22 protein-coding genes are annotated in these 26,911 nt (G+C 56.1%); 5 read left to right on the top strand and 17 right to left on the bottom strand.

Annotation, left to right across the window (positions count from 1 at the left end; all coding sequences use genetic code 11):
- Positions 1–139 precede the first annotated feature (139 nt).
- The 4 genes from NHH03_RS12975 to NHH03_RS12960 all read right to left on the bottom strand — a co-directional run bounded on the left by NHH03_RS12975 (position 140) and on the right by NHH03_RS12960 (position 5,935).
- Positions 140–3,229, bottom strand: coding sequence for a PDZ domain-containing protein (locus NHH03_RS12975; protein ID WP_253156736.1), 3,090 nt, complete (start codon positions 3,227–3,229; stop codon positions 140–142).
- Between the two features lie 563 nt (positions 3,230–3,792).
- Complete coding sequence (locus NHH03_RS12970; RefSeq protein WP_253156734.1) at positions 3,793–4,158, bottom strand: hypothetical protein; 366 nt, start codon at positions 4,156–4,158, stop codon at positions 3,793–3,795.
- 165 nt (positions 4,159–4,323) lie between these two features.
- Positions 4,324–4,629, bottom strand: a complete 306-nt coding sequence (locus NHH03_RS12965) for a hypothetical protein (protein ID WP_253156732.1) — start codon at positions 4,627–4,629, stop codon at positions 4,324–4,326.
- A gap of 385 nt (positions 4,630–5,014) precedes the next feature.
- On the bottom strand, positions 5,015–5,935 hold the full coding sequence (locus NHH03_RS12960; protein WP_253156730.1) for an RluA family pseudouridine synthase: 921 nt from the start codon (positions 5,933–5,935) through the stop codon (positions 5,015–5,017).
- 221 nt (positions 5,936–6,156) lie between these two features.
- Here NHH03_RS12960 and NHH03_RS12955 point away from each other — a divergent pair, with 221 nt between their 5' ends.
- Together NHH03_RS12955 and NHH03_RS12950 are read left to right on the top strand one after the other, a co-directional pair.
- The gene (locus tag NHH03_RS12955) at positions 6,157–6,699 is read left to right on the top strand and encodes a cell division protein FtsH (RefSeq protein WP_253156727.1); all 543 of its coding nucleotides are present in this window, start codon (positions 6,157–6,159) and stop codon (positions 6,697–6,699) included.
- A 185-nt stretch (positions 6,700–6,884) separates the two neighbouring features.
- A complete protein-coding gene (locus NHH03_RS12950) occupies positions 6,885–7,532 on the top strand; it encodes a hypothetical protein (RefSeq protein ID WP_253156725.1) in 648 nt (215 codons plus the stop codon).
- 181 nt (positions 7,533–7,713) lie between these two features.
- Here the strand turns inward: NHH03_RS12950 and NHH03_RS12945 are convergent, their stop codons facing one another.
- The 10 genes from NHH03_RS12945 to NHH03_RS12900 all read right to left on the bottom strand — a co-directional run bounded on the left by NHH03_RS12945 (position 7,714) and on the right by NHH03_RS12900 (position 18,574).
- Complete coding sequence (locus NHH03_RS12945) at positions 7,714–9,021, bottom strand: hypothetical protein (protein ID WP_253156724.1); 1,308 nt, start codon at positions 9,019–9,021, stop codon at positions 7,714–7,716.
- Positions 8,997–9,341 carry an SPW repeat domain-containing protein gene (locus NHH03_RS12940; RefSeq protein ID WP_253156723.1) on the bottom strand — a complete coding sequence of 115 codons (345 nt, stop codon included), beginning with the start codon at positions 9,339–9,341 and terminating at the stop codon, positions 8,997–8,999. Before NHH03_RS12940 ends, NHH03_RS12945 begins: the two co-directional genes overlap by 25 nt.
- Positions 9,341–9,976, bottom strand: coding sequence for a vitamin K epoxide reductase family protein (locus NHH03_RS12935; RefSeq protein WP_253156721.1), 636 nt, complete (start codon positions 9,974–9,976; stop codon positions 9,341–9,343). The genes NHH03_RS12940 and NHH03_RS12935 overlap by 1 nt, the downstream gene beginning before the upstream one ends.
- A 54-nt stretch (positions 9,977–10,030) precedes the next feature.
- Positions 10,031–11,092, bottom strand: a complete 1,062-nt coding sequence (locus NHH03_RS12930) for an NAD-dependent epimerase/dehydratase family protein (protein ID WP_253156719.1) — start codon at positions 11,090–11,092, stop codon at positions 10,031–10,033.
- A gap of 526 nt (positions 11,093–11,618) precedes the next feature.
- Positions 11,619–12,071: a hypothetical protein gene (locus NHH03_RS12925; RefSeq protein WP_253156718.1), complete on the bottom strand. Its 453-nt coding sequence runs from the start codon at positions 12,069–12,071 to the stop codon at positions 11,619–11,621.
- A 130-nt stretch (positions 12,072–12,201) separates the two neighbouring features.
- Positions 12,202–14,178: an aconitate hydratase gene (locus tag NHH03_RS12920; protein WP_253156716.1), complete on the bottom strand. Its 1,977-nt coding sequence runs from the start codon at positions 14,176–14,178 to the stop codon at positions 12,202–12,204.
- Positions 14,178–15,752 (bottom strand): bifunctional aminoglycoside phosphotransferase/ATP-binding protein, encoded by a 1,575-nt coding sequence (locus tag NHH03_RS12915; RefSeq protein ID WP_253156714.1) that lies wholly within the window; start codon positions 15,750–15,752, stop codon positions 14,178–14,180. Before NHH03_RS12915 ends, NHH03_RS12920 begins: the two co-directional genes overlap by 1 nt.
- A gap of 266 nt (positions 15,753–16,018) precedes the next feature.
- A complete protein-coding gene (locus tag NHH03_RS12910) occupies positions 16,019–17,272 on the bottom strand; it encodes a DUF1559 domain-containing protein (protein ID WP_253156712.1) in 1,254 nt (417 codons plus the stop codon).
- 37 nt (positions 17,273–17,309) lie between these two features.
- Positions 17,310–17,477: a hypothetical protein gene (locus NHH03_RS12905; protein ID WP_253156711.1), complete on the bottom strand. Its 168-nt coding sequence runs from the start codon at positions 17,475–17,477 to the stop codon at positions 17,310–17,312.
- Between the two features lie 251 nt (positions 17,478–17,728).
- Positions 17,729–18,574 (bottom strand): hypothetical protein, encoded by an 846-nt coding sequence (locus NHH03_RS12900; protein WP_253156710.1) that lies wholly within the window; start codon positions 18,572–18,574, stop codon positions 17,729–17,731.
- A gap of 119 nt (positions 18,575–18,693) precedes the next feature.
- Between NHH03_RS12900 and NHH03_RS12895 the strand changes: the two genes are divergently transcribed.
- Together NHH03_RS12895 and NHH03_RS12890 are read left to right on the top strand one after the other, a co-directional pair.
- On the top strand, positions 18,694–20,775 hold the full coding sequence (locus NHH03_RS12895; RefSeq protein WP_253156709.1) for a WD40 repeat domain-containing protein: 2,082 nt from the start codon (positions 18,694–18,696) through the stop codon (positions 20,773–20,775).
- A 12-nt stretch (positions 20,776–20,787) separates the two neighbouring features.
- A complete protein-coding gene (locus NHH03_RS12890) occupies positions 20,788–21,396 on the top strand; it encodes a DUF2585 family protein (protein ID WP_253156708.1) in 609 nt (202 codons plus the stop codon).
- Between the two features lie 86 nt (positions 21,397–21,482).
- Here NHH03_RS12890 and NHH03_RS12885 read toward each other — a convergent pair whose 3' ends face one another.
- Genes NHH03_RS12885 through moaA form a run of 3 tightly spaced genes read right to left on the bottom strand, consistent with a single transcriptional unit; the run spans position 21,483 to position 24,506 of the window.
- Positions 21,483–22,571 carry a sugar kinase gene (locus NHH03_RS12885; protein ID WP_253156707.1) on the bottom strand — a complete coding sequence of 363 codons (1,089 nt, stop codon included), beginning with the start codon at positions 22,569–22,571 and terminating at the stop codon, positions 21,483–21,485.
- Positions 22,572–22,627: 56 nt separating this feature from the next.
- On the bottom strand, positions 22,628–23,440 hold the full coding sequence (locus NHH03_RS12880; RefSeq protein ID WP_253156706.1) for an SDR family oxidoreductase: 813 nt from the start codon (positions 23,438–23,440) through the stop codon (positions 22,628–22,630).
- A 40-nt stretch (positions 23,441–23,480) separates the two neighbouring features.
- Positions 23,481–24,506 carry a GTP 3',8-cyclase MoaA gene (gene moaA / locus NHH03_RS12875; RefSeq protein ID WP_253156704.1) on the bottom strand — a complete coding sequence of 342 codons (1,026 nt, stop codon included), beginning with the start codon at positions 24,504–24,506 and terminating at the stop codon, positions 23,481–23,483.
- Positions 24,507–24,914: 408 nt separating this feature from the next.
- Between moaA and NHH03_RS12870 the strand changes: the two genes are divergently transcribed.
- On the top strand, positions 24,915–26,828 hold the full coding sequence (locus NHH03_RS12870; RefSeq protein WP_253156703.1) for a DUF1800 domain-containing protein: 1,914 nt from the start codon (positions 24,915–24,917) through the stop codon (positions 26,826–26,828).
- Positions 26,829–26,911 lie beyond the last annotated feature (83 nt).

Raw genomic sequence — 26,911 nt, 5'->3', positions numbered from 1 at the left:
GAATCCAGTATCGCCCACTTGCTTTTCTTGCACTGTTCCTCTGGAAAATTGCCCTTTTGGGGCGAACGATGCTACCACGGATGGCTCGGGTTTAGGCGCGTATCCGTCGGAGAGTTGTGTGCGGCTTCGGGCTAACTTGTTAATTCGCCAACGGAACACGTAGCCGGATCTTCGAACCGTTCCGATTCAGTTCGAGCCGTACTGCGCCATTGCTTTCGGATCGTTGGATCAATTGAATCAGGTCCTCGTTCGACTCTGGGATTTGTCCGTCGACGCGTTCAATCACGTCGCCACGCCGGATGTCGCCGCGTGAAGCGGGGCTTTGGGGATGGACAAATGAGATGACCATCGTGCTTCCGTCTCGCGGCACACGAACGCCCAGAATCCACTCGTTGGATTCTGGAGGATTGAATTTCGCTGGCTCGACGAGGTCGCCCGGGATTTCATTCAACGCAACCAGTCTGTCCTCTTGCTGGTGATCGGTGTTAATTCGTGTCGTAAGATCGATTCGTGCTGTCAACGTGTTTTGTCCGAGGTCGAAATCCAACGCCAGTCCTTGCAGCCAATTAAGAAACGGGAACTTCCATTCTGGCGGAATGTCAGTGACCTCAAAACGGCTCGGTTTGGTCCAGGCTGTGCTTGTCCAGTGAATTCTGTCTTCTTTCGTCGCGAGAGTGAAATCCCCGCCCAGTGGGCAGCACACCTTTGCGCCAAGAAGGTTTTCGATCGTACGACGTGAGTATTCCGGCGGCAGTCGTAACCAATCGGTCCATTGGTCGAGCCAACATGCGTTCTGTGCCGAAGTGCGTCGTGCATCAACGTACGTGTGCGCTTGAATGTAGGGTTCGACTTTAGAGCCATTCAACGAACCCATGCTAAGTTGGACTTCATGCGGATCCGGTACAGGTCTTTTTTTGATCTGCGCATGAACGTTGTCACGCACGTCATCCGATTCTGACACGACCGTGATTCCGTCTCGCGTTTCAATCATTGGTAGGTACTTGGCCGCGCTCGCTGCCCCTGGTGGCATGTTGCTGATCGCCCACGCCATGTAGTAGAGAACCTGCCCCGGGGCGGGCACCGAAGGCGGCAGCGGTACCAAGGGCGATCGTCTGTGTGGCGTCGGAGGTGGTGTGCGAATTGCACTCACGCGAGACGATGTTTCGCCCTCCAGCAACACCGACGCAAGCATGCGCAACACATCGTTGCTCGGCGGTGTGATCGCTGCGTACGATCGCGACTTGGCGAACGTCACATCCGCTTTCTCGCCAAGCAACTGCACCTCGCCATCTTTTAGGGAGAATGCCACGTCGTCATCTTGCAGGCCCAGTGACAACAAATGAGTAGGTGAAGAGCGTCCCAGACGGACAGCTGCTTGCACGCTGAGCAAGTTGTCTGCGACCGGCGTCAATTGCATCCGACTTGCGTCGGCCAGATGTGTGTCAAGTACCGCATACCGCCGACGTGCGTACGGGGCAACCAGGATTTCAAGTCCGACGTGATCCAAGCCGTCTTGCTTCGCATCATCCTGTTTCGAAAACACGACCGTCACTGGATCGACGCGTCCCCATTCACGGTTGTAGTCGCTGACGAATTGTCTGTAGGCAGAAACTTCGGTCCGAGTCGCTTTCAGCAATGGGACGTCCGGAATGGGAAGGAATGTTCCTCGTACTCCACGCAAGGTGTCCTGGTAACGGCCATCGCGGTAGGTCGCTCGCGAACCGTCGGGACGCTCGCCGAATCCGCCTGGAAGCAGTTTAGCCTGAATCAAATCATTCACTGTCTCCACTGGGACCTGTTCGGTCCTGGCAACCAGACGCGCCAATTGCAACTGCTGCAGTTCCCGAGCGACTGCGGCCCGACGCGTCATTTCAATTCGATAGTGCGGACTGACAAGATGTTGAAAGAACGGATCTGACAGATAGAGGAAGGCAAGGGTTTTGCCGTTCGCGTTCGCTTTGCTTCGCGCGTAGCCGAATTCATTGAGTTGGCCAAGCGAGCGTTCGTCCTGTGCCGTTTCAAAAAAGCGATTGAGAAGGTATTCCGAATTCGTGATGAAGTGGTAAGGACCGTCGATGGCATAAAACGATCGGACGCGGTGATCGGGCGTCGAAAGCAACGAAACACTGCGACCGCTCACTTGAATCCGACGTTCGTCCACATCGTCGTGATCCTGGCGTATTTGAAGACGTTGCTGATTGATCTCCGCCGTCAGTGTTGCAGGATCGGTCGATTCCAACACGATTCCGACCGCGGCGCCGTCATGGAACATTGGATCACATCCAATCAATGCCAGATCGGAAAGTGAATTGTCCCACGCTTTCGTATTCAATTGCGCTGTGTCGAATCCTAATTGAAACTCGAGCTTGCGGCGGACGTCGTAGTCGAGCGATTTGGGCGAAACGATGTCATCAAGGTTTCCGCCCCATCCGGTCAAGAATTTTCGAAAGTAAAGGTAGTTGGTCAAATTGCCTGTGCGAAGATAAAAACACTCCTCCGGCACACGGGTCGCAATTCGTTCGATCGGCACCGGTTCATAATCGGGAACGGGTAAGCTTCTCATTCGCGGCGATTTCGGCACCGGTTGGTTGGCAGGTTCGCGATAAGTCGATTCACGCAGGGTGACGTCGTTCTGCATCGCCAGTTTGACCGATTCGATTCCGAACAGCATGCCGACCGCCCGTTCGAACTGTGCCTCGAGACCCTGCGGTTTGCTGGTAGTCGAATCCGACTTGGATGCCGAGAGGTAGGGGAACCAAAATCCATGTCGTCGCGCCAGAATTTCAAGTAGCGTTTCGTGAAGCTGTCGATGAGGTTCACTGATGTCGTCGGGGTATTTTGAAAACGACTGCCACCACTGACGCCGCAATTGGTCTCTTGCGACCGCGTTGTTCGTGACCGGCTTGATACTTTCTTGAACCAATGCTCCATCGGGTCCCAGCAATGTGAAGTCGACCGGTCCATCGCCGTGCAGCAAGAACAACCCTTCGATCCGTTTCACCTGAAAGCGGGAATCCGAGTCCGTTGACTGGTAGTCGACATCGAACGTCACGTAGCGAACTCGCTGGTCGGTGCTCTCAAGCAGCAGATGCTGGTCGGGATAGATCACTGGCCCCTGCCCCGCGACATAGACCAGTTCAATCCGGCCAGCACCGATCGGTTCGCCGGCAACCGCCTCGGTCACGACTCTTTCGACGATCACTTCGCGAGGCTCCAAAGCGTCGATCAACTCGCGACGTCCCTCCTCCGCAAGAAGTCTGTCCTCACCAGAGCATAAAACGGTCGTCAGTCCGCATAGAGCAAAAAGCAACGCACATGGGTTGACGCGAATTGGAATCGACATGGTTGTCCCCTTGCCTAGGCGTGTCGAGAGCGGACCCGGATCTGATTCTCCCTTCATTGGAGACTTCACTACAGGACGTGGCAACAAAAAAGCAATCATCGACCGCATAAAAATGGGGAATGGCAAGAATCAAATCAATTCACTTTGCCCCGTCCGATCGAAGAATTGCAGCCAGACGATTGTCGCTGAGCCGCAAATTGAACTGAAAGAGAATGCCACTGCGTGCCGCCCAAAACTCCCTTGGGGGCCAATTGAGTGACCAGCCGAACATTCGAGCAAAAAGAGCAACCAGGAAGACGGTTGCCAGACACAGATTCCAATCGCATTTGGGATCGATCCACCGCGACATGGGTGACGCCACTGCTCCGGCGACAGTTAGAACGGCGTAGGCCAACAGCCTCGCAAGCCGTTCTTTCGAATGCACGGCATGGCTACCCCACGTCTTTGGTTTATGAACGGGCGCCCTTTATTTTTTCGTCAAATTGTGCTTGCGTGAAAACGTAGAAAGCAGTGACAGAATCCCAGGAAATTCCAACCGTCAATCCGTCGTCCCACTCCCCGGCCTGGCCAGTTGAGACGCCTGTACCGAGCAAGACCCAACGCCCACCAATCGTTTCCAAATGAGCGTCTTTCATCACCTGGCCAGAACCCTTCAGAGGATCGTCCAGGTAGACAGTGACGATCTTGCCCTCAAAGAGATTCTCTGGGACTGGTGCGGGATTTTGCGCCGCGGTGTCCGTTTCAATTGCAAGGGCGATGGGCAACACGGCAAGTCCGAGTAAACCAATCATCAATATTTTGCGAGGTGTCATCATTCGTCCGAATTATCGAGTGCGTGGTTTCGAAAACTCATTCTATCGGCGTAATTGATCTTCGGGGCGAACGGTAGGTTCTGTGGCGTCGCGCGAACATGCCAGAGAACCAATGCCAACACCGTCGTACTTTCACGCGTGGTCATTCACGTCCAGAGATACCGGCAGTTAGCTCTGCCCGGTCAGTAGACGTATGCAACCGCCGACGATCAATCCGAGGCTGGCCACTATCAATCCTGTCCAGAGGATACCGCCGCCGAATATCACAAAGCTTAGTCCAAGTAGTGAAAATCCCGATAGCAGCTGAAAAAATCCCGATCTACGATTTTCGGATCGAACAGATCGGAACTCTTCCTCCACCATATCGTCAGCGTCAACGTTGACGACACCTTGCTCGGTCAGGTAGGCAAGCACTTCGTCGCGTGACCAGTTCTTATCCGCCAGTTCGCGTGCCTTTGATCGAAGGTACTCCATTCGATCTCGTCGTGGCGTGGCAAATGCGTTGCATCGGGGACAAGTCTCGAATCCCGGACTGAAAGCGATGTTGCAGTTAGGACAATTGATCATCGACGCTACGTTTTCAACCTTGTGCACGGATAGATCGGGCGTTGAACTTTGTCGACCATCACGTGGGTCGGGTTGGCGGGAGAGTGATCCGCGTCAGAATGATTTTATCGCAAAGGATCGCTGTGATGTCATTCCCGCAAGTGCAATCGCTTCTCACGAACAACCGCAATCCATTATTAGCGAGCTTTTTGAACATACGAGCGCGGGGCTCGCCGGGGTTCGGACCGACTGAACCCTGGCGGGATCAGCTACGACAATGACTGATTTGTCATTCGTACTCTTCGTCGCCGTTTTAGCGGTTGCCTGCCAAAAATTTTTGCATGGCGGAGGGCAGTGGTGATTCGAACGCCATGGCTTCACCGGACACCGGATGTTCAAAACCAAGTGATGTCGCGTGCAGCGCGATTCGGTCGCGAATCCAATGATGATGCGCTGCCTGCTTCGTCTTGTAGCGTGGGTCAGCGAGAACTGGATGCCCGGCGTCGGCAAAGTGGATGCGAATTTGATTTCGTTTTCCAGTCTCCAGCTTCACTTCGACCAGCGTCGTGTCCGACATTCGTTGCAGCACACGGTAGTGTGTGATTGCGAGTTCAGTCTTGCTGGACGGCGGTGCAACGTAACGGTCAAGATTCTTGCCGGTCGCCAAGTGTGACCGAAACGTTCCTTCATCGTTGGGCATCACGCCTGCCACAATCGCTGCGTAGACTCGTTGTGGCTTTCGTTGCTTGAACTGTTCGATCAATTGTTTGGCGATTCGCTCTTGCTTGCCAAAAACTAATAATCCGCTCACCGCTCGGTCGAGCCGATGGACGACGAACGCGTCCCGATTTCCTCGCGAATGGGTCAAGTAGACCGTCAAGCGTTCGACGAGGGTATTGGATTCGTTATTGTCTGTCGGCACGGTCAAAGTTCCCGCGGCCTTGTCGACGACGATCAAATATTTGTCCTCGAAGACGACTCGGAAAGTGCGATCGTTCCAGGGTTTTTTCTTCTCTTTGTAGCGCTGATGCGGATCGAAGCAGGCCGATACAACGTCACCGGCGACAACCGTTTTCCCGATGTCTCCACAGACCACTCCGTTGATCGAGACGCATCCATAATCGACCATGCCACGGATTTGACTGCGCGACGATTCACACAATTCTCTAGCAATCAGGTCCACACGCCCCGCGTTCTCTGGGGTGACGGTGATCGAAAGTGTCGTCTTGGCCATCGCTAAAAATACCTGATTGGAGATCGCCCAGACCTCCCCGAACCGGTTCTTGCAAGAAGCCGGCTAATGAGAGAATTCATACGGAACAGTGGTCTGTCGCGATTGTGACCACGATGTCGTATCGACGCAGATTTCGCAATCCTTCCCTGCGAAGATTTACGCCGGCCTGCGACCGCAGTTGGCTGTTTTAAATACGCCCGATCGCTCTATACTTGGGCGCGATGAACGATGACCCGAACACTAAATCGACGGCCGCTGACGATCCGTCGGATCGGAGCTCGCTGCGTTTGATGGCGACGGCCTACCACGAGGCGGGGCACGCTGTGGTGGCGCTGTCGTTGGGGCGACTGATACAAAAAGTGACGATTTTGCCTGGAAAGTCGCAATTCGGTGTGGCTCGGCTAGGGGCCTGTGAAATCCGCAAAGGACGATCCAAAGCCTCGAAAGATCCAGTGGAAGACGAAGCATTGATCCTGCTGGCAGGGATGGTTGCGGAAGCCCGCTTCACCGGGCAGTATTGCCAACAGGGAGCAACAGCAGATCTCCGTACTCTTCGGCGATTGCTACACAATCGTGCCAGCAGTGAGGGTCAGATGGAGAGACTGCAGCGCCGGTTACTCGACAAGACCGAGCATCTGCTACGCGACGAAGGGCATGCGATGGCCGTTGAGATGATCGCACGGGAACTGATCGAGAAAACCACGATCAGCGGACGGGCGGTTCGGCATTTTTTCGCGCAGGCCGAGGCGCAGACCGGGAATTAGAATCGCATCGCTTGACGGCAAACTGGAGCGACCGATAGATGGTTGTGACAGGATTTGTGCCCACCGCTTCTCGATGCACTACCCTGGTTGTGGCCGGCGTCTTCCGTTCCAGCGTTTTCCATGCCAGGGGGACACGCGTCATCATCGACTTTGCCAACGCACGAGTAGGTTTGAGGGATTCACAGATGGCACTCCGTTTTTCGATCCGTGCCCTGATGGCTGTCATCGCCGCGCTCGCGGTGCTGTTTGGCGCGATGCTCTATCCATCGCCGCTGGTCGGTGACATCACCCTTAACGTGGTGTTCGTGGCAATCCTGGTCGCGGCATGCTTGGCCGTCGGAGCGCGACAACCGGCTCGATCGTTCTGGCTGGCTTTTGCAATTGCCGCCAGCGGGTTTTTGATGCTCGATACGTTGAGTCGTTTTCGCTGGATTACCAGCGATGTCTTCACTCGCAAGTTGACTGAATTCATCGACGACACACTGCCGCCGGTGGAGTTTCAAGGCGAACCGGATTCGCGTTATTTTTTTAGGAGTGACAGTCGTCATCCGATCTATTACTACGAATTCGATCAATCCGGCAAGCGAGTCTCCAGTGGGCAAATGACGATCACCGAAGCCAGGGCAAAGGGAGCGTTCAGCCGGGGCCAATCCATTGACGACCTGCCGCACATCGAGAACCAGCCGACCGACTATGTGCGACGCAAAATGTTGCCCTTCGTCCTCGCGGGAACTGTCGGAATGATTGGCGGCCTGCTCGCCTATTTCACTCGCCTGCGCTCACTAACCGATTCGACGTCGCCGCCACGGCACCAAGCGACTGGCAAGGGATAGACGTTTCCGGCGCAGCTTTTCCGTCTTGATCGACGCATGGAAACCGAAAGCAACGCGGCTACCAAGAACGCAATCGATGCTGAAATGGCTGAGACCGTTGGTGCCACCAACAAAAATCGCATCGTTTCGAGTCAGTGGCACAATGGATCCACTGGATGTCTGCGATGCGCGCAGGGGTTGGTTAGATTTCTTCATCGACAAAGATGACGTGGCGGAAATAGTGTTGCGCTTCGAAACTGGTTCCCAGGGAACCGATCATCAGGCCCAGTGAAGACGCGAACGTCGCCATTTGCAGACGCTCGCTGAGTCCAATTTGACCCGTTGAAAACGAGCTGCTGCTGGCCCAGGCGGCGATCAAATCGGCGCGGAACATTAGCCAGGCGATACTGCTTGCTAAAAACATCAGAAACATCCAGGCAACCAGCATCCCGGTGAACACGATGCCGATGGCTGCGAAGGTTGTGACGACGATCTGCTCGCTGCGCAGGGGTTGATCGCGAACGATCAATTGTTGCCGGACGATCACGTACGCGGTGGTGATGATCCACGAGAGCACCGCCAATGCGACCAAGTTCATGCCCGGTTGGGAGAGCGCCAGATCCCAGGATTCGGCGGTCATCAGCAACACTGCTAGCGTGGAAACCGACGCCAGTGTCAAACCGCTTAGACGCTGTGGGAATTGCCAAGGCCGCGCGGCAACGATGGCTTGAGCAATTTCTCGGCGGTTGATCCAGGCCGATTGTGCGATGAAGGGTAGCGCCGCGAGTCGCCGCCCGGGGGCTTCTTCCAGTCGCTGGTCTGCAATTTCGTAAAGCGCTGTTTGCAGTTTCGCGATCTGCGATTCGTCCAATTGCTGCATCGAATCGAGTTGTTTGGCGCTGGCGGGATGATACAGCAAGTTGTCCGCCAAATCGGCCCGTGAAAGCCCTAGCAAGTGGCCGAGGGCGTGCAGCATGAGTCGGCTGAGCCGATTGGCGATCGTGGCGATCCGCTGGTCGGCGTGACCGGTGCGTCCAATGGCGCGGGGATCGATCAGGGACAGCGAAAACGCGGCAGCATTTAGCGGGCGACTGAGTGCTGCGAAGCAGTGTGTCGAATAGTGACTTTCAAGCTCCGACGGTGTCAACACAAAGGCGAAATCCCAGTGTTGTTCGTCACGTTCCTCGAGCGCCTGTTGCAGCAAGCTACTTGGCGCGATCCGCTGTCCTGTGATCTGCCCCGTGATTGCCTCGGGGCGACGTGATTCGACCAAATGCCAACGGAAATCGGGAAACGTTTGCTGAACGAATTCGATGAACTGGCGAGTTGCTTGTTTGACCGCCGGTTCGTCCACCGGGTCTAACGATCCGGCCACAATGATGCCGATTTCGACGAGTGGTTGGTCAACCGGGACGTGGTCGGATTGCTCGCGGTCGCCAGGCCTGGTGGCACGGTCGCAGTCGCCAAGATCGCCAGAGTGGTCCGCTAGGTCGTTGGCGGAGTCTGCCATGCTTTGGGTGGCTGCGAGGCGTCGTTGGGGATCAATGCGATCATCAATAGGAACAGACCTACCACGATATGGTTTTGATGCATGGGAGTCGGCGGGGTGACGGCAAACCGACCCCATACGATTAGACCCAGCGAAACCAACAAGATCAATAAGTGGGCGTGCCGAGTCGGGTGCCAATAGGAAAGTCCTGACAAGACGCAGATCAACAACGCGATCGATAGATCGGCCCACATCAATGACGTGTTGGAATGGGCAAAGAAAATAAACGGGCTGGCGGCCAGCCAAACCGCAGTCATGATTTCGACGACTCGTCCCCACATCACGCGACCTCCCGGGAAAGCAGTTGTTCGGCAGCACGGTCGAGTGGTTCACTGCGAATGCCCCAAAACGCATCCCACAATAATCGTCGATCGTGATGTTCTTTCCAAACGATTCGCAGATAGGCCAGCGAGACACGGACTTCGTCCCATGCCCAATACACCAAAATCAGCGAGATCGCGGCGGTCACCAAACAGAGGAAGCACCACTGGCCGACGACGAAGGCTTGGCAGAGGACCAGGATCACACTGATAATCCCCAGCGGGATGACATCGATACCAAACAGGACGACCAGCCAAGGTCGGTACTGCCATCGCCGTGTCGATCCGGCTAAGCCAAGGACTGCATCACCCAGATAGGCCAACACGCCAAGCGATGCGTCGTGAATCCCCAGCAGGTTGAACATTGACTCGGCAGTCTTGGATTTCAAGACCTTGTTGCTGCTGTCACCAAACACAGGGTCCCAGGCACTCTCGATAAAGCCCCATTGAAACAGGGACAGGTGCGCGGAAATGGCTGCGGCGACGAAGGCCAGCAGACAGATCGGTATCCGTTGGCTCCACGCCGAAGGATTGTGTTGGTAGGGTGGGACCGATCGATTCAATCGGTCATCGTCGGACAGGTTGGATGATGGCATGCGATCGTGGGGGACGGAGTGACAGCGGCGGAAGAACGCTTGCGGGGCATCGCATCACTGCTCTTCTAATCCGTTCTTTCGGTACCAAGCTTTTGGATCGTGTTTGAGTGCGTCAATGATTTTTGGCAGCGTGGTGGAGAGTTGGTGTTTGGGTTCCCATCCGAGCAACTGTTTGGCACGGGAGAGATCGAGAGCGTAGTGATCGTCGGCCATTTCCACCATGAACGGTTTGATGAATGCATCGCCGCCTTCGACAACGTCCGTCACTGCGGCGCCGACCTTGGCCAGCGGTTTGGGAACGTACATCGTCGACCACTGTTGATCGTAGAGTCGCTGGCCGATCATGTTTTGCAGAGTCTGGTAGGAAAGCGGGTTGGCCTCGCCGATCAAGATCGCGGTCTTGGGTTCAATCGAATCACGTCGATCAACCGTGCGGATGATCGCTTCGACGGCGTCGTCCAAATGGACGGCTGACTGTCCGGCGTCGGTGTCGCCGGGGAAGAAGTGGCTTTGAAAGTCTTTTTCGTAAATCCGTTTGATTTGTTGGACGATCGTCGGTTGTCGCCCGAAATCAGTGTAGACGCCCGCGATTCGCAGAAAGACCGAATGCACACCGGGGTGGCCTTCGCTGATCAATCGCTCGGTTTCTATTTTGCTTTGCGGATACGGCCATTTGGCCTGCAACGGATCAGCTTCACTGATCGACTGGCCGATTTCGCAGGGCGCATGAACGAGCATCGTGCTGGAAAACACAAACTGGTCCAAGTGGAAATCTTCCAGGGCGTTCAACAATCGGTCGGTGCCGTTGATCGTGACTTGGCGGTAGAGGTCACTGTCGGCACCGGAGAAATCGTAGTACGCAGCGAGGTGCACCACGCTGGCCAGTTTGTCACCGCTGAGCTGGCGGACTTTTTGCACTGCGCGTTGAACCGAATTTGAATCGGTGACATCACATTCGATGTCACGAACATGCAGTTGGTCTTTAGGCGGTTCTGGCAATCCGACTCGGTCAAATCCGTAAACCTGGTAGCCTGATTGGGCGAGCCGAACGCATACGGATCGACCGAGCAACCCGGAGCTGCCGGTGACGATCACCGCGGGTCGTTGTGACGACATCTTGATTCCTGCTTTTGAATGAGCAAAGTTAACCCGACTTAGCCGACGCAACTGTCATGCCAAGTGGTGAAACGTTTGCACATCCAGGCCCGCGGAGTTGATCGACTCCGTTCAAGATTTAGGAAGCTGTGCGCTTGCGTGAGGCTTTGATTTTCGGCAACCCGACTCGACGGCGAGGGATCCCGTTAACAACCTAAATCCCTCGCTCACGCTTTCTTAAGCCAAGCGGGCGACAAAACGACTGCCGGCGGCGTCAGTCGCCGGACAATGAAGGAAATGAACCCCAAAGCCCGGCGGGCGACACAATGATTTAGCGTTGCGTGAGACCATGTGCCGCCCTCCGGGCTAGGAACATAATCCCCCGGAATTCCGGCGGCTCACACCGCCGGCACTACGTGTATCGCCCTCCGGGCTGGCAAAAGCGCTGGCTTCAAAACTGACGCGTCGGCTTGTGATGAAACCGCAACGTCATTGCGCGCGATCCCGTGGTTGCTAATCCTTCACGCCCACGGCAGCGGACGGCCTGCTAGTGGTTTTCCCAGTCAATATATTCGAAGCGTTGGAATGCTTCGTGGGTGTGTGACATGATCCGATCGATGACTGAGTTTTCGCAGACGGGATTTTCGGAATGCCAATCGGAGGAGTGTTCAAAGGCAACGATGATCAATTCATCGACCAGGCCGCTCAATTGAACCGAATCTGACAACACCGGATGCTGGGGATGGTTGTGACAAAGCCAATGCTGGACGGCGCGTCGCAAGTGACGTTTGATCGGATAGAGCGACGCTTCGAACAAAGCACAGTTCTGAGACTCGATGGCCTGGTGAAACCAAGCGAGCTTTTCGAGTGATAGGGGCGGCCCATCTGGCTCGATCGATTCAAAGTGAACGCTGCCGGAATGATCGCTCGGTTCAGTTCGAGTGTTCCGATCCGGGGTGCCTTCGTTGGACGTCGGCTGGTTCGCTTCTACGGTGGACATGATCATTTCCTCTCCGTAAATTTGCTCAATCACATTTCGCTGTTGCAAACGGGCAGATCTGGATCCATTTTGATCAAAGATCAGCCCGTTTGGTTTCAATATTCTACGCTGATTTGTCATCGTTGTGGGGTCACTGCAGCAAGTTGCCGGCTGTCGGTTCTGGAGATTGGTTTGAAGATCGCTGGCGCATCCAAGGGATTAACCCGCCTGCCTTCAAAATCTCTGATTGGCGATCAGACAACTGATGCTGCCCGATGATCTGCTGCTGGCGAGTCTTGTTCTCGATCTTGATTTCGTGACCTGCATCAAGCTGATCGCCGGGGTGATCGATCACCAGCACATCACCTTCTTGGAATTGCTTGCATGCATTTTCCACTGTCAGCGGTAGCACGCCAAAATTGACCAGGTTCTGCAGATGGATCCTTGCATAGCTTTCGGCGATCACCAGTCGCAGCCCCAGGAAGTGGGGCGCGATCGCAGCGTGTTCACGGCTGGAACCTTGCCCGTAATTCGTTCCGCCCACGATCGCGTGGACGCCGTCGTGTTGTTGCGCCCGGGTGACATAGGAGGGGTCAACATCGATGTAAACAAATTCGGCGATCCGCGAAACATTACTACGAAACGGCAAGACGCGTGCGCCGGCTGGCATGATTTCATCGGTGGAAATATCGTTGCCGACCGTCAGCATCACCATCGTTTCTAGGCGTGACGGCAAGGGTTGTGATTCGGGCAACGATTGAATATTAGGACCTTTGATCAATTCCGCAGCGACCGCTGGCGGATACGTCGGCGGGGCGCTGAACTGTTCGGTATCGATGATTGGATTTTCCGGTTGACGAATCGATGGATAGGCCGCGTCGGTGTCACGCGGGTCTGTGATTTTGCCGGCGATCGCAGACGCGGTGGCCGTTTCCGGGCTGACCAGATACACGTTGTCTTCGCGAGTGCCAGAGCGACCGGGGAAGTTGCGTGGAACGGTTCGCAAACTGATTCGATTGGTCGCCGGTGCTTGCCCCATTCCAATGCATCCATTGCAGCCGGCCTGGTGCAACCGTGCGCCGGATCGCAACAGTGTCAGTATGTGTCCGTCGCGCGCCAGGTTCTGTAGGATTTGGCGTGAGGTCGGATTGATGTCCAACGAGACCCCGTCCGCCACGCGATGGTCACGGATCATTTCTGCCACCATGGCAAAATCACGATAGCCGGGATTTGCTGATGAACCCACATAGGCTTGATAGATCGGTTGCCCGGCGACATCGCGTACGGGGACAACGTTTCCTGGGCTGGAGGGCTTGGCGATGAGCGGTTCCAGTTTGTCCAGTTCGATGAGTTCGTGACGATCATAAGTCGCGCCGGCATCGGCTTTGATTTCGATCCAATCCGATGCCCGACCTTGACGGGCAAGAAAGCGTTGGACTTCATCGTCCGATGGAAACACGCTGGCGGTTGCACCAAGTTCGGCGCCCATGTTTGCAATCACGTGTCGATCCATCGCCGACAGGTTTTGCAGTCCGCCACCGCTGTATTCCAGCACCCAGCCGACAGCGCCTTTCACGTCATGTCGTCGCAGCATTTCCAGAATGATGTCTTTGGCGCTGACCCAATCGGGAAGTTGTCCTTCCAGTTGGACATTCCAGACCTGGGGCATGCGGACATAGAACGGTTGGCCGGCGATCGCCATGGCCACTTCCAGTCCCCCGGCGCCGATCGCCAGCATGCCGATCGCCCCGGCGGCACAGGTGTGGGAATCCGAACCCAACAGGGTTGCGCCTGGTTTGCCGAATCGCTCTTGATGCAACGGGTGACTGACGCCGTTACCGGGGCGGCTAAACCAAAGCCCGAACCGCTGCGCGGCACCTTCCAAGAACAAGTGATCGTCAGGGTTTTTGTTGTCTTCCTGCAACAAATTGTGGTCGACGTATTGGACTGATACATCGGTCTGGGCGCGGCCGAGTCCCATCGCTTCGAGTTCCAGCATGACCAATGTGCCAGTGGCATCTTGGGTCAATGTTTGATCGATTCGCAATCCGATTTCTGTACCCGCCACCAGCTTGCCCGATACTAAGTGACTGGACAATAGTTGGTGGGTCAATGTCGATTTCGGCATCAGGTTGTCTCCTTACGGTGTCGCATCAGTGTTGCTAAGAAATTTTGGATCTCGGCCATTTGCTGGGTTTGATCTTGGTTGGTCGCGAGATCGTGATTTGCAAATGATTCGGGCACCGCTTCAATCTGATCCAACTGTTGACGATAGACCGTTTGATCAGCATCGGAGTCCGATTCCCGCTTGGATTGCCGAGCAATCATTCTTTCGATCGCCACTTGTTCGGGGCAGGTGCAGGTGATGATCGCGAGGGCGACTTGAGTGTCGTCAATCGAATCGGTGAAATCGAGCATTCGTTGTCGAGTGAGAAACGTGCCATCAAGCACCACGGAAGCTCGCTGGTCGAGGTGATCGATGGCTCGGTCGATCATCGTTCGGTAGATGGCTTGGCGAGCCTGTTCGCTGTAGGATATTTCCGCCTCGTCGCCGCGATCGTCAGCCTTGGCAAGTTGTCGACGAATGCGATCGGTCGACAGGTGCGCCGCCCCCATCCGTTTGGCAATCTTTCGCGCCAGCGTGGTCTTGCCGGTGCCGCTCAATCCACGCACGATCACGGCGATCGGTGGGGCGAGTTGACTGGCATAGCGATCCGCGATTTCGAGGTACGTCTCTGCGCGGTGATGGGCACGCGTCTCGGCATTGCCAACCACTTGATCGGTACGCAACGCCTGGACTTTGGCACGCACGCAGGCCCGATAGGAATGATAGAAGTCCAGCAATCGTATGTCGGGCGCGTCACCAAGTGTTTGACAAACGCCCCGCAGCACTTGGCGACCTAGTTTTGGTGCATTTAGGATTTCACAGGTGATTGCAAAGAAGCTCAGTTCGTCGGCGATATCGACGGTCCGAAGCTGACGGCTAAATTCGATCCCGTCGATCACGACCGGGGGTTCGGTCATATAGATATGTTCGGCTCGCAAGTCACCGTGACCTTCGACGACGTGACCACCGGCAACGCGATCTTCGAACAGGTCACGGTGGAGGAAATGAAACTGGCGCTGTGCGGCATGGATCCGTTGGACCAGTTCGGCGGGCAGGTCATGATCAGGGTTTTTTAGTTCTGATTGGTTCTCACGGACATGTTTCAAACAGTCGTCGTAATACGTTGAACATTGGACCGGATCGAGTGATTGGTAGAACGAAGCCAATGTTGTGATGATTTGTTGGGCATCTGATTCGCCCCACCGTTTTGCTTCGATGATCTCTGCCAAACAGCGATGATCCGGCAACCGTTTCATCTTGACCAACCAGTCTTCCGGTTCGGCATCACCGCCGATTTTCCAGTTCCCGATTGCATCGCGGCCGACATGAGTGACGTCTAGATAAACATCCGGTGCTAAACGTCGATTGATTTCCAATTCCGAGTGACAGGCGGACCGACGTTTTTCGAGGGTGGAATAATCCAGAAACCCGAAGTCGACTGGTTTTTTTAGTTTGTAAACGTGGCTGTCGGTCAGAAACAGGTGTGAGATATGAGTTTGGATCGTTTGTGGAGTGTCTTGGCAATCGTCGTACAAATCCCCGCAACGCAGTGCCTGCACAGGCTCCGTGATTGGCTCGGATGGATCGGTTTTCATCGGGATTGTCTCCCTGGAACGAATCGGACATACCTCTGAGTGATAGGCATTTCCGCCAAACTCGACGGTCCATCTGGAGATCGCTGCAAACAGAGTGCCAGCGATTGGGAAAGCGGTTCGAAACGCGCCGGATCTAGGCTGTGTGGTCGCTAGGTTCCCGTGCGGATTTTGCTGGTGTAAAAGCCGCCAACAGTTGGTCGTATTTCGGACGCGCTGCTGGGGTCTGCACCAGTTGTGGTTTCGGGGCAGAGAACACAATCATTGCTTCAATTGTGTTGGGTGATTTCTCCGCTGGCCCGTGTGCCGAGTGCACCCCACAACCCATAGGGGCTTTGCGAACCCGGTCGCCGCTGTCCGGTGCCGCCATGGATCACGGTCGGCTGGGTCGGATGACCGGCTTCGATCGAATCGGTCAGAAACACCACTGCACCGTCACCCATCAAGACATGGGCACCGCCGGAGTGACGGCTGCTGGTCGACAGCACGCCGGGTGTGGTGTCCTCCAGTGACATGCATGTCTCTCGATTCGGTGGCAGGATCGTATTGACCACCGTGTAAGGCTGCATCCCGCTGGCCCAGCGAAACCCGCGGCCTTGATTGCCCGCCAACACATCGGTCAGCGACGGGTCCCAAAACCTAGGTCGCTCGGGATCGACGTCGCCGCTGCAAGCGCTGGGGTTGTTTCGCAGACCACTGAATGTGCCGGGGGCGAAACTATGGGGCAATGTTCGCACATCACGATCGCCCAAGTCGGTTGCGATCTCGCCCATCATGATTGTATTTGACAATCCATCGGCGACGTCACGAAACCGTTGTTCCGAGCGAGGCACAAACATCCCACGTCCGGACGCGCGCAGGTTTAAGTTGCTGGTGTGATGGATCATCAGTTTTGGAAACCCGCGGAGGTTGTACCAGTAGCGACCGTTGTCGGTGTAGTGAAGACCGTCGCCCAGGCAGGCCGCATAGTTGCTACGTCCCATCGACGGCAAGCCGCTGCCGGGGTCACTTGGGCATCGCAGTGTCGGCAATTCGGTCATCCAAGGTGGATAGGCCGTGTTGCGCTGATTGACGATCGCCACCGCATTGATTTCTTCAGTCGGCGTTGGCCCCATCGCTGGCCACGGCGGTACGCGTGGCGCTGAGGGATTGGTCAGATCCACAGCGTTGGGAGCACTGATCTGTTCCCACATCGATTGTTGTTCGACGTACGGTGTCAGCCCAACAAACACGCTTAACATCATCATGTTGCAGTCGTCGCCATAATTGCTGAACCAACTGCCGGTCGCCGGGATGCGACGTGTGCCGCCCATGTGGACCGGCAGTTGTTTGTAGGCGGCGTGATAGTTATGCACGGCCAAACCGATCTGTTTGAAATTGTTGCTGCAACTCATCCGCCGCGCCGCTTCACGCGCCGCTTGGACCGCTGGCAACAGCAGTCCGATCAGGATGCCGATGATTGCGATGACCACCAGCAGCTCCACCAAAGTGAACCCACTGAATTTAGACAATGACCGTTTCATGGCTGATTCCCCTGTGAATCAAGCGCCACCGGCAAACCTACTGTTGTCGCGCCGCCAGTGCCTCCCTGGCACGTTGGCGGTTGGACTGTTCTTGATCGCTTAACTGATAGTCGCTGGGCATGACGACAGTGGGCTCGGCATCGCGGCATCCGCCCACGACGGGGACCACAAGGATCAACACGGCAAGTGGTTTGAAGCAGTGCATGATTTCGCTGCAATGAAGCTGTGGGTCAGAACGCTGTCTTGCCCGACACTCAACCGGAGAACGCTTCCGGACGCGTCACAGTTGGGCGGCAACCCCTGACTGTCAATTTTCATGACCTGCATTGCCCCACCGACGGCTCATTTGCGACAGAAGCCCCTCATGCCGTCAGCTTCCATGCCAGTCATAATGGGTATGCTACATCAGCCAGACGTGGCGGGGTAGTGGGTGTCCCCTCCGCTGGCTTTGCGATCCTATTCAAAGATTTCGATCACCGCATCGTCCGGCTGCGACTCGTTGATCAGAAAATAGGTCGACGATGGATTTTTCGCTTGAGCGGTCTGTGTCTGCCAAACCACTGTGTCGTTGTAGTGGACCAGCGACGGCACGACACTCATCCTGGCGATGCCGTAGTGCCAGCGCTGGGTGCCGCTGGGGTCCGGCAGCGTTTCGATCACCAGCATCACCTCAGGATCGGTCCCGAGTGAAAACAGAAACAACGCTCCATCGAGGATTTCGCCGCTTCCCCCAGCGTTTTCGTAGCGATATGCCGGGGACGACATCATCCGCAGTTGAGTCGGATTGCGATTCGAGGGAACCAGTTCGGCTGAGAACTCCCGGGCGATGCTTCGCATTTGACGCAGCCGCGCCGAAGCGGTCGATGCAATCGTTGCGTTGCCAGTGTTGGTCATTGGAACAGGGCGCATTTCGACACCCGGTTTCGCAGGCCGCCAGTGCGTCTTCCCGTCGATCTGCATGGTAAATTGCCGATCTGACAACGATTGGAATTCCGATGCAATCACGTTGATCCCATTGCTGAACTTGCACATCGCGACGACGGGACGTTTATCCTGGACCCACAAAAACAAAGCGCCGCCGGGTGTCGTCCGGACAGGGTTGGACCAGTTCAGCAACGGATCATCGATCAACCGGAAATTCGTCGCCGCCTCTGCCGTGGAAAAACGGATCTGTTTCGCGGCGTCCAAAAAGGTTTGTCGCAGCGTTGCCATCGCGTCACTCGAATCTTGCGCCTGCAACTGAGCCGACGCCAGGGTCAGCAAGCATGCCAGAGCCGGTAAGCAGGGGGGAATTCGAAACATGACAGAATCCAAACGAGAATCGGACGCAAGCGAACTTGATGAAAAAGACGCAATGTCTATATTAGAACTCTCGTCACTGTCTTTCAACCCGAAAGCCTCTCATCGTTAGCGGATTCAACATGGCACCTTCCAACGGTTTCGATTTGGCGGCCGCACTGAATCGGTTGCGCGTCGCAACAGCGTGTCGGCTGCGATCTGGATGGACCGCATGCCTGCCAGTTCTTGCCGGTCTGTTGTTGATCTCGATTGAAGCCGGGGTCTGCTCGGGCGACGAGCCGGTCGAGTTTTTACGCGAGGTGCAGTCGATCGGCGCCGGACTGGCTAGCTACCAGCAAGCAGCGACGACGGAAGTCACCGCGGTGGCGATCTTGCCAGACCCGTCTTGGATTGTCGTTGGAAACGTTTTGGGCGAAGTCAATTTAGTGCACGTCGATGGATCATCCTCGGCACCAAAACGATTGGACCAATCCTCGGCGGCGATCATCAAGTTGGCCTACTTGCCGGACGTCCAGCAGATGGTGGTCTTGGATGCCTCCGGTCAACTGACGATCATCGGCCTAAACCTTGCCAACCCAGTTGCGACCGAACCGTTGCGAATCGCCGGCGGAGTCGTCTCGTTTGCGACGGACGGCAGTCAGTTATTTGTGCTCTATCGAAATCAAATGCTGAAGTGGTGTGACTTGGATCAGTTGGACCAGTTCGATTCGGCGACCGACCAATCGCTGCAACTCGAATTCCCCTTTGCTTCGATCTCGATTGCTAGTGAGGGAAAGCGACTGCTGCTTTGCGGACCACAGCATTGGCAGATCCGTCAGCTTCCCGATCTGCAAAAACGTGTCCAGGCCTCGATCCCCCAAGGCCAGATCACAGCGTCAGCGATCGATCACCAAGGGGTTCTTTTCGCCACGGGGCTGAGCAAAGGGATTGTCCGAATTCGCGATGCCCAAACCGGCCAATTGCTGCATGCCTGGAATCGGCACGCGTCACCGGTCACCAGTTTGGTGTTTTCCAGCACCGGCGAGACGCTGATTTCATCTTCGCTTCGCAGTCGATTTCGCATTTGGAACGCGCGGCATGGCGAGCCGCTGAACGACCGCGATGTAGGACTGCAGCGAATCTACGCCATGAGTCTGTCGGCCGACGATCGATTTTTGGCCGTCGGTGGGAATTCTCCCGCCACATTTTTATTGCAGGCGCGAGACACAAAACCGGTCATCGTCGCGGACCGTTTTCCGGAAACCTGGAACGCTCGCGCGGTACTGGCCGTCCGCCTGGTCGACGATGGGAAACGATTGGCGGTGCTGCCAATGGCCAGCACGGTTCAGTGGGTCGACATGACCACGGGCGCCGTGACCAGCGGCCGGCCGATCGACGCCACCGCCAAACACGAAACCAAGGCAGGGATTTCCCACGACGGAATGTACTCCGCCGTGATCGCTGCCGATCGGACGGTGACCATCTATCGCACGGGCGCCGAGGGAGCGGATCGCCAACTGGCACTCGAACAGGGCGCCGAATCAATCGCGTTTGCCCCGCATAGCAACCGTCTGGCCATTGTCGGCCGCGGCTTGCCCGGATGGATCAAGATCGTTGATATCGCGACTGGGGACGTGTTGTTGGAATCTGCCGACCCGCAGAATCTGTTTCGCATGGTTCGCTGGGCCGATGATGAACGCTCGATCTACACCCTCGGCGACAAAATCGCATCGGGTGAACAGGGCGTTGTCCTGTCGCAATGGTCTGCGACATCTGGTCAATTGATTCGGGCCGGAGTGTTGACGCCGAACATTCACTCTAGCTTCACGGTCAGTCCGCAGGGAAGTCGTGTCGCTGTCGAGTCAGGGGCCAGCGGCATCATCGAAATTTTTGACCAGAACTTGGAATCCCTTCGACGTTTCGGGGCCAGCGGGATTGGTGGCATGCACGCGATGCATTTCCTCGACGAGCGAAAGTTGATGATTGGGACCTTCAAAGGGAGTGTTGTGATGATGGATGTCGAGACCGGTTCCGAGCAACAGCGATTCCAGCCGCTGCCGCCAGAGCAATCGCCGCCGATTCGCTCGATCGACTACTCGAAAGAATCCAAAATCTTGGTCGCCGGCGGGGGCAAGGACGGGTTCGAAACGCTGCGGGTGTATGATCTGACAGAGAGTCAGAAATCAGTCAACGCAGGATCGTCGATCGATTCGACGAATCATTAGAGGCAGAACCCAATGTCAGTCAATTCGGACGTTCCGTCCAATCGCAATGCCAGTGCAATCGTGTCCGGCGCAATCGCACCCAATTGGCGTGATTTGTTGTTGGTGCTGGTGTCGCTGGCGATCGTGCTGCGATTGATGGGGCGGACGTGGTGGTGCAAGTGCGGCGGGTTTTCCCCCTGGTCCTGGCAGGTGAAATCGGAGCACAATTCCCAGCACCTGATTGATGCCTACTCGTTCACGCATCTCCTGCACGGCTTCGTTTTCTTTGCGCTGTTGTGGCTGTTGCGAGAGAGATACTCGCCGCGATTGCGATTGCTGGCGGCGTTGGTGGTCGAAGCGGCCTGGGAGGTCGTCGAGAATTCGCCGTTCATTATTGAACGCTACCGAGCGGCCACGATCTCGCTGGACTACTACGGTGATTCAATTGCCAACAGCCTGTGTGACGTGTTGTCAATGTTGCTGGGCTACTTGATCGCCTCGCGTCTGCGTTGGTACCAGACGCTAGCGATCATGATTGTCGTGGAATTGGTGTTGTTGGCAACGATCCGCGACAGTTTGTTATTGAACGTGATCATGTTGATCTATCCGCTCGATGCCATTTTGCAATGGCAATCCGGCTAGCCGGATTGTTTTTCCAGGATACAAACGCGAGTGATCCTTTTGACTATCCGCGAGACCGGTTGTCCGGCGCGGCGAGTCACTCGCTTTTAGCGTTGCACGCGAGCGCTGCCGCCTTCGGCAAAGGCTTCGACTTCTGCCAACGTGGCGCGGCTGACGTCACCGGGGAAGGTCGTCAGCAATGCACCGTGTGCCCAACCGAGCTTGAGTGCTTCTTCGGGGGCACGTCCGTCGAGCAAGCTGTAGATCAATCCGCTGGCGAAACCGTCACCGCCACCGATGCGATCCAACACGTCCAGTTCGGCCGTTGGTGCGGTGTAGTTTTGGCCGTCGTAGTGCAGCACGGCGCTCCATGAGTGGCGGTTGGTCGAGTGGACTTCGCGGAGAGTCGTGGCGACGGCTTTGACGTGCGGGAATTTCTCGGTGACGTTGCCGATCATCGCAAAGAAGTTCTTGGGATCCAGTTTACTGTCGGATGATTCTTCGACATCGGGTCCTTTGACGCCCAGTCCTTTTTGCAGGTCTTCTTCGTTGCCGATCAGGACATCGACGTGTTCCACGATGCGGGCAATCATTTCCTGGCCCTTTTTCAATCCGCCAATGGTGTCCCACAGTTTGGCGCGATAGTTCAGGTCGAACGAGCGGACCGCGCCGGCTTCACCGGCGGCTTTGAACATCTCGATCACGACTTCGGCGGTTGTTTCCGAAAGTGCCGCGAAGATTCCACCGCTGTGCACCCAGCGGCAGCCACCGGCAAATATCTTTGCCCAATCAAAATCGCCGGGTTTCAGCATCGCACCGGCTTCGTTGGCACGGTTGTAGAACACGACCGGGGCGCGAACGCCTTGGCCACGGTCACTGTAGACGGTTGCCATGTTCGGGCCACGAACGCCGTCGTGCTTGAACTGTTTGTAGAAGGGACGAACGCCCATCGCCCGTACCTGACGCTGGATCAGTTCACCGATTCCGTTGTCGACCATCGCTGTGGCAACACCGGTGTTCAATCCGAAGCATGAGGACAGGTTGGCGGCACAGTTGTATTCACCGCCGGAGACATGAATGTCAAACGAGTTGGCGGTGCGGAAGGGGATGACACCGGGATCCAAGCGATGAACCATCGCGCCGAGTGCCAAAAAATCAAGTTCGTTGTCGCCGGTGCGAATCTTCAGTCCACTCATGAGTCGTTGTCTGGGTTTGGGTTTGGGGGGTGTTGAAAGAAAGGAGTTTCGGATGACTAAATGGTGACCGAAGCAAATCCGCCATCGATCGCGATATTCTGTCCTGTCACAAAGGAAGCGGCCTTGCGACTGGCCAACCAAACGGTTGCCCCGGCAAGTTCTTCGGCGGTGCCGAATCGGCCCATCGGTGTATGGCCGATGATCTGGCCGCCACGCTCGGTGTAGCTGCCGTCGTCGTTGAACAGCAGCTTGCGGTTCTGTTCGGCGGGGAAGAAACCGGGGCTGATCGCGTTGACGCGTACACCGGTCGTGGCCCATTCGCGGGCCAACCACAGCGTCAAATTGATGACCGCGGCCTTGGCCGCCGAGTAGGCCACCACGCGTGAGAGCGGGATCATGCCGCTCATCGAAGCGATATTGATGATGCTGCCGACACCGGCGTCGATCATGTCTTGGCCGAACACTTGGCTGGGCAGCAGTGCGCCGCCGACCAGGTTCAGATCGAACACATCTTTCCAAGCGTCGATCGGCAATTGACAGAAATCACCACCGGGCGGAATGGTGGCTTCGGGGCGATTGCCGCCGGCCGCGTTGACCAAAACGGACGTCGGAGCACCGGCCCACTGGCGAATCGATTCCCGCGCCGCGTCAAGCGACGGGGCACTTAAGCCGTCGGCGGCAAAGAATTTTGCGGTACCACCGGCGTCATTGATTTTCTTGGCCCGCGCCTCGCCTCGTTCGGCGTTGCGGCCGATCACGGCAATTTTTGCACCGTATGCCCCAAGCGCCTCGGCCATGATGCCGCCCAGTTCGCCTGTGCCGCCGATAACGGCAGCCACGTCGTCATTTAGTTGAAAGAGATTATTCATGAGCAATAATCTACTCGCTTCGTCGCCCCGCTAACAGGGATCAGCCGCCGATCGAATACATCGGTCGATCGGGCGGTGAAAACGTGCCTTCGGTGATTCCGTGACCCGCGGCTTTGGCGTCGACAGCCGTGCGAAATCGATTGACCAACTGGTCGTCATCGGCGCCGCTACGCAGCAAATCACGCAGCGAAAATTCTTGCTGCGAAAACAAACAATTTCGAATCGATCCGTCCGCAGTGACACGAATTCGGTCGCATGATTCACAAAACGGTTTGCTGACCGATTGGATCAGCCCGATCCGCTGACCCGCGGCGCCTGTCTCGGTAGACGCGCCGACAAATTCGAATTCCGATGCCGGCTGCGAAGGGTTCGGTGGTGCGACCGCTACCAACGGCCCCAATTCACGTTCGATGATGTCGCGAATGGCGTCCCCGCTCAGCACATCGGTGGTGCGCCAGGAGCGGTCGGTGTCGAGTGGCATGAATTCGATGAAGCGAATTTGGACCCCGCGGTCGACTGCAAATCGAACCAACGAAACGATTTCCGATTCGGCGATTCCTCTGACCGCGGTTGTGTTCAATTTAATGACTTCGAAACCACAGGCGATGGCTGCATCGATCCCGGCGATCACTTTGTCAATTCCCTGGCGTCGCGAGATCTTTTGAAACGTCTGTTCGTCTAGGGTGTCGATGCTGATGTTCAATCGTTTCATGCCGGCATCCCGCAGCGGGCGGGCAAATTCAGGCAACAGCAATCCATTGGTGGTCAGTGACAGGTCCTTGATTCCATCGATCTTGGAAATCATCCGCACCAATTCGGGCAAATCACGACGAACCAGCGGTTCACCACCGGTCAATCGCAGATCGCGGATCCCGCAGCGGGACGCGAGCAGACTGACTATGCGAGTGATTTCTTCGAACGTTAACAGCGATTCTCGCGGCGCGAATTGCGCCCCATGTTCCGGCATGCAGTAAAAGCAGCGCAGATTGCAGCGGTCGGTCACACTCAGGCGAAGACTGGTGTGCCGCCGTCCGAAGCGATCGATCAGGGGTGATTCTAAAGACACGTGCAACTAACGATGGCAGGCGGGCAAATGAACGCCGGGCGGAGGCGTCCCCATCTAGGATACCGACAATCGTGGCATGTGCACTGGCAACGCAACCCTATCGCCAAACCAATCGACTCCACCGCAGTGACCGGGCGGCTGTCCAAGGCCAATGGATGGGGAACAATCCGATTGGGAAAAAGAAAGGGATCAGGGCAAAAACCGCACTGGAGGGGGGATAGATGCGGATTATTAGACGCTTAAGGACTGTTTGCACCACATTATGCTTTGCATCTGGATAGGGTTCGCGTTACTTTCGAAACCACTGGAAGGGTGGGATCCGATGGATCGACGCCCCGCCAAAGTTGTCTTGGGTAGGCACGCTTTTCTTTAACCCATGCTTTTCTAATACCGTTCTAGGTGGAGATCATGCGAATGCACCGCGATCAGCTTCGGTCGGGACCGACACTCCGTTTTGCCATGCTGGCTGTTGGGCTTGCGGCTTTCGGTTTTGTTGGCCCCGTGTTCACAACGGTTTCGGCCGGTGAGTTCCCCGCCGACAACCCGCGTCACCTGCGGTTGGTGAAGGCCAAGGTCCAAGCGGCACAGTTTCTATCCAAGGCGACATTCGGCTGCACCGAAGAATCGATCGATGAGTTGGCCGAGCGGATCAACCAGGTCGGTTACAAGCGAGCGACGACCGAGTGGATCGACCAGCAGTTTGATCTGCCGATGAGCTCACATGAAGACACCGCGCTGGACATCATCCGCGTTGATGGCAATGAACCCGACATGCAGTCCGGGGCGCCCTCGCAGTATCGCTATCAAGCTTGGTGGCACATCGCGTTGACCGGCGAAGATCAGTTACGCCAGCGTGTCGCATGGGCGCTGTCGCAGATTTTTGTGATCGGTGATTCTGGAGAGGCGTTTAACAACGACGACAAACGCAGCAAGGGCAACGGTGAAGAAACCATCGTCGATTGGGTCGGGATGTCACGCTACTACGACATGCTCGCTCAAGGCGCCAGCGGCAACTATCGGGATCTGTTGGAGGACGTCACCTACAACCCCTGTATGGGTGTTTGGTTGAGCTCGCTGCGCAATCGCAAGGCAAACGTTGCCGCGGGGCGATTTCCCGACGAAAACTATGCCCGCGAAATCATGCAGTTGTTTTCGGTCGGGCTGTATGAAATGCATCCCGACGGCCGTCTGAAAACGAATGACGATGGTGAATTGATTCCCACCTATGACAACACCCAGATCAAAGAACTGGGGCGGTTGTTCACCGGATTTAAATACAGTCACAACACATCAACCAGTTTCTACGCGGGACGCAACTATGGCGACCCGATGGCAATTCATATCCAAGAGCACGACAACAATTTCGACTATTCCGAAGAAGCCGGTGCCCCCAACAGTAAGACCGTGTTCGGGACCGTGTTGCCGCCGTTGCCCAGTCCGCTGACCGAACAAGCCGTACGAGATGAAATCGGTGCCGGATTGGACGCAATCGCCAATCATCCCAACGTCGCGCCGTTCATTTGCCGGTTGTTGATTCAGCGATTGGTGAAATCCAATCCTTCACGGGCTTATATGAGTCGAGTCACGCGCGTGTTCAACGACAATGGCCAAGGCCAGCGTGGCGATCTGCGGGCAGTGGTCACCGCGATTTTGACCGACCCCGAACTCTATCGAAGCCAGCGTTTGGTCCGTCGCACCGGACCATTGCGATTAGAGGTTGTCACGCGTGGGACCGAGTACAGTCGGCTGCGTGAGCCGATCAATCGTGTGACGTCATTGATTCGAGCGGTACGGCCGACATCTGACTATGCCGGCGGCTACATGATGCTAAGCAGTTCGATCACCGACGATCTCGGCCAAATGCCGTTTCGATCGCCCAGCGTGTTCAATTATTACCTGCCCGATTATCAACCACCCGGCGACCTGATTGGTTATCAACCGTCCCGTCGCAACCCCTACGATTCACTGTTCGCACCCGAATTCCAGATTCTCAATGCCGTCACCGCCAACCGGATGCTCAACCGGCTTCGCACCTATTGCCGGAACCGCTACACCCAACACGGGATGCGGAAAGGCAGTTGCCGAATCACATTCCATCTGGAACCGGAAATTGAACTGGCGCAAGACCTGGACAACATGGACGAAATCTTACAGCGTTTCGACCTGTGGCTGTGCAACGGCACGCTTAGTGAAGAAACCAAGACCAGCATCAAGAATGCGGTGATCGCGGAAACCGAAGGCCGCGACTATGCCTATGTTGACCGCCTGGAAATCATGCTCAACGCCGTTTTGGTGTCACCAGATTGTGCCATCGAACAATAACGTTGTCGAAACAATCGGCCGGTTTTACTACTCCTCTGTTCTTCTGCTTTTTCGGATGTTCCTGTCATGCGCCGTAACTCCAA

It is taken from the genome of Stieleria tagensis (assembly GCF_024129865.1).
Lineage (GTDB): Bacteria > Planctomycetota > Planctomycetia > Pirellulales > Pirellulaceae > Stieleria > Stieleria tagensis.
This window is presented reverse-complemented; position numbering and strand designations above follow the sequence as displayed.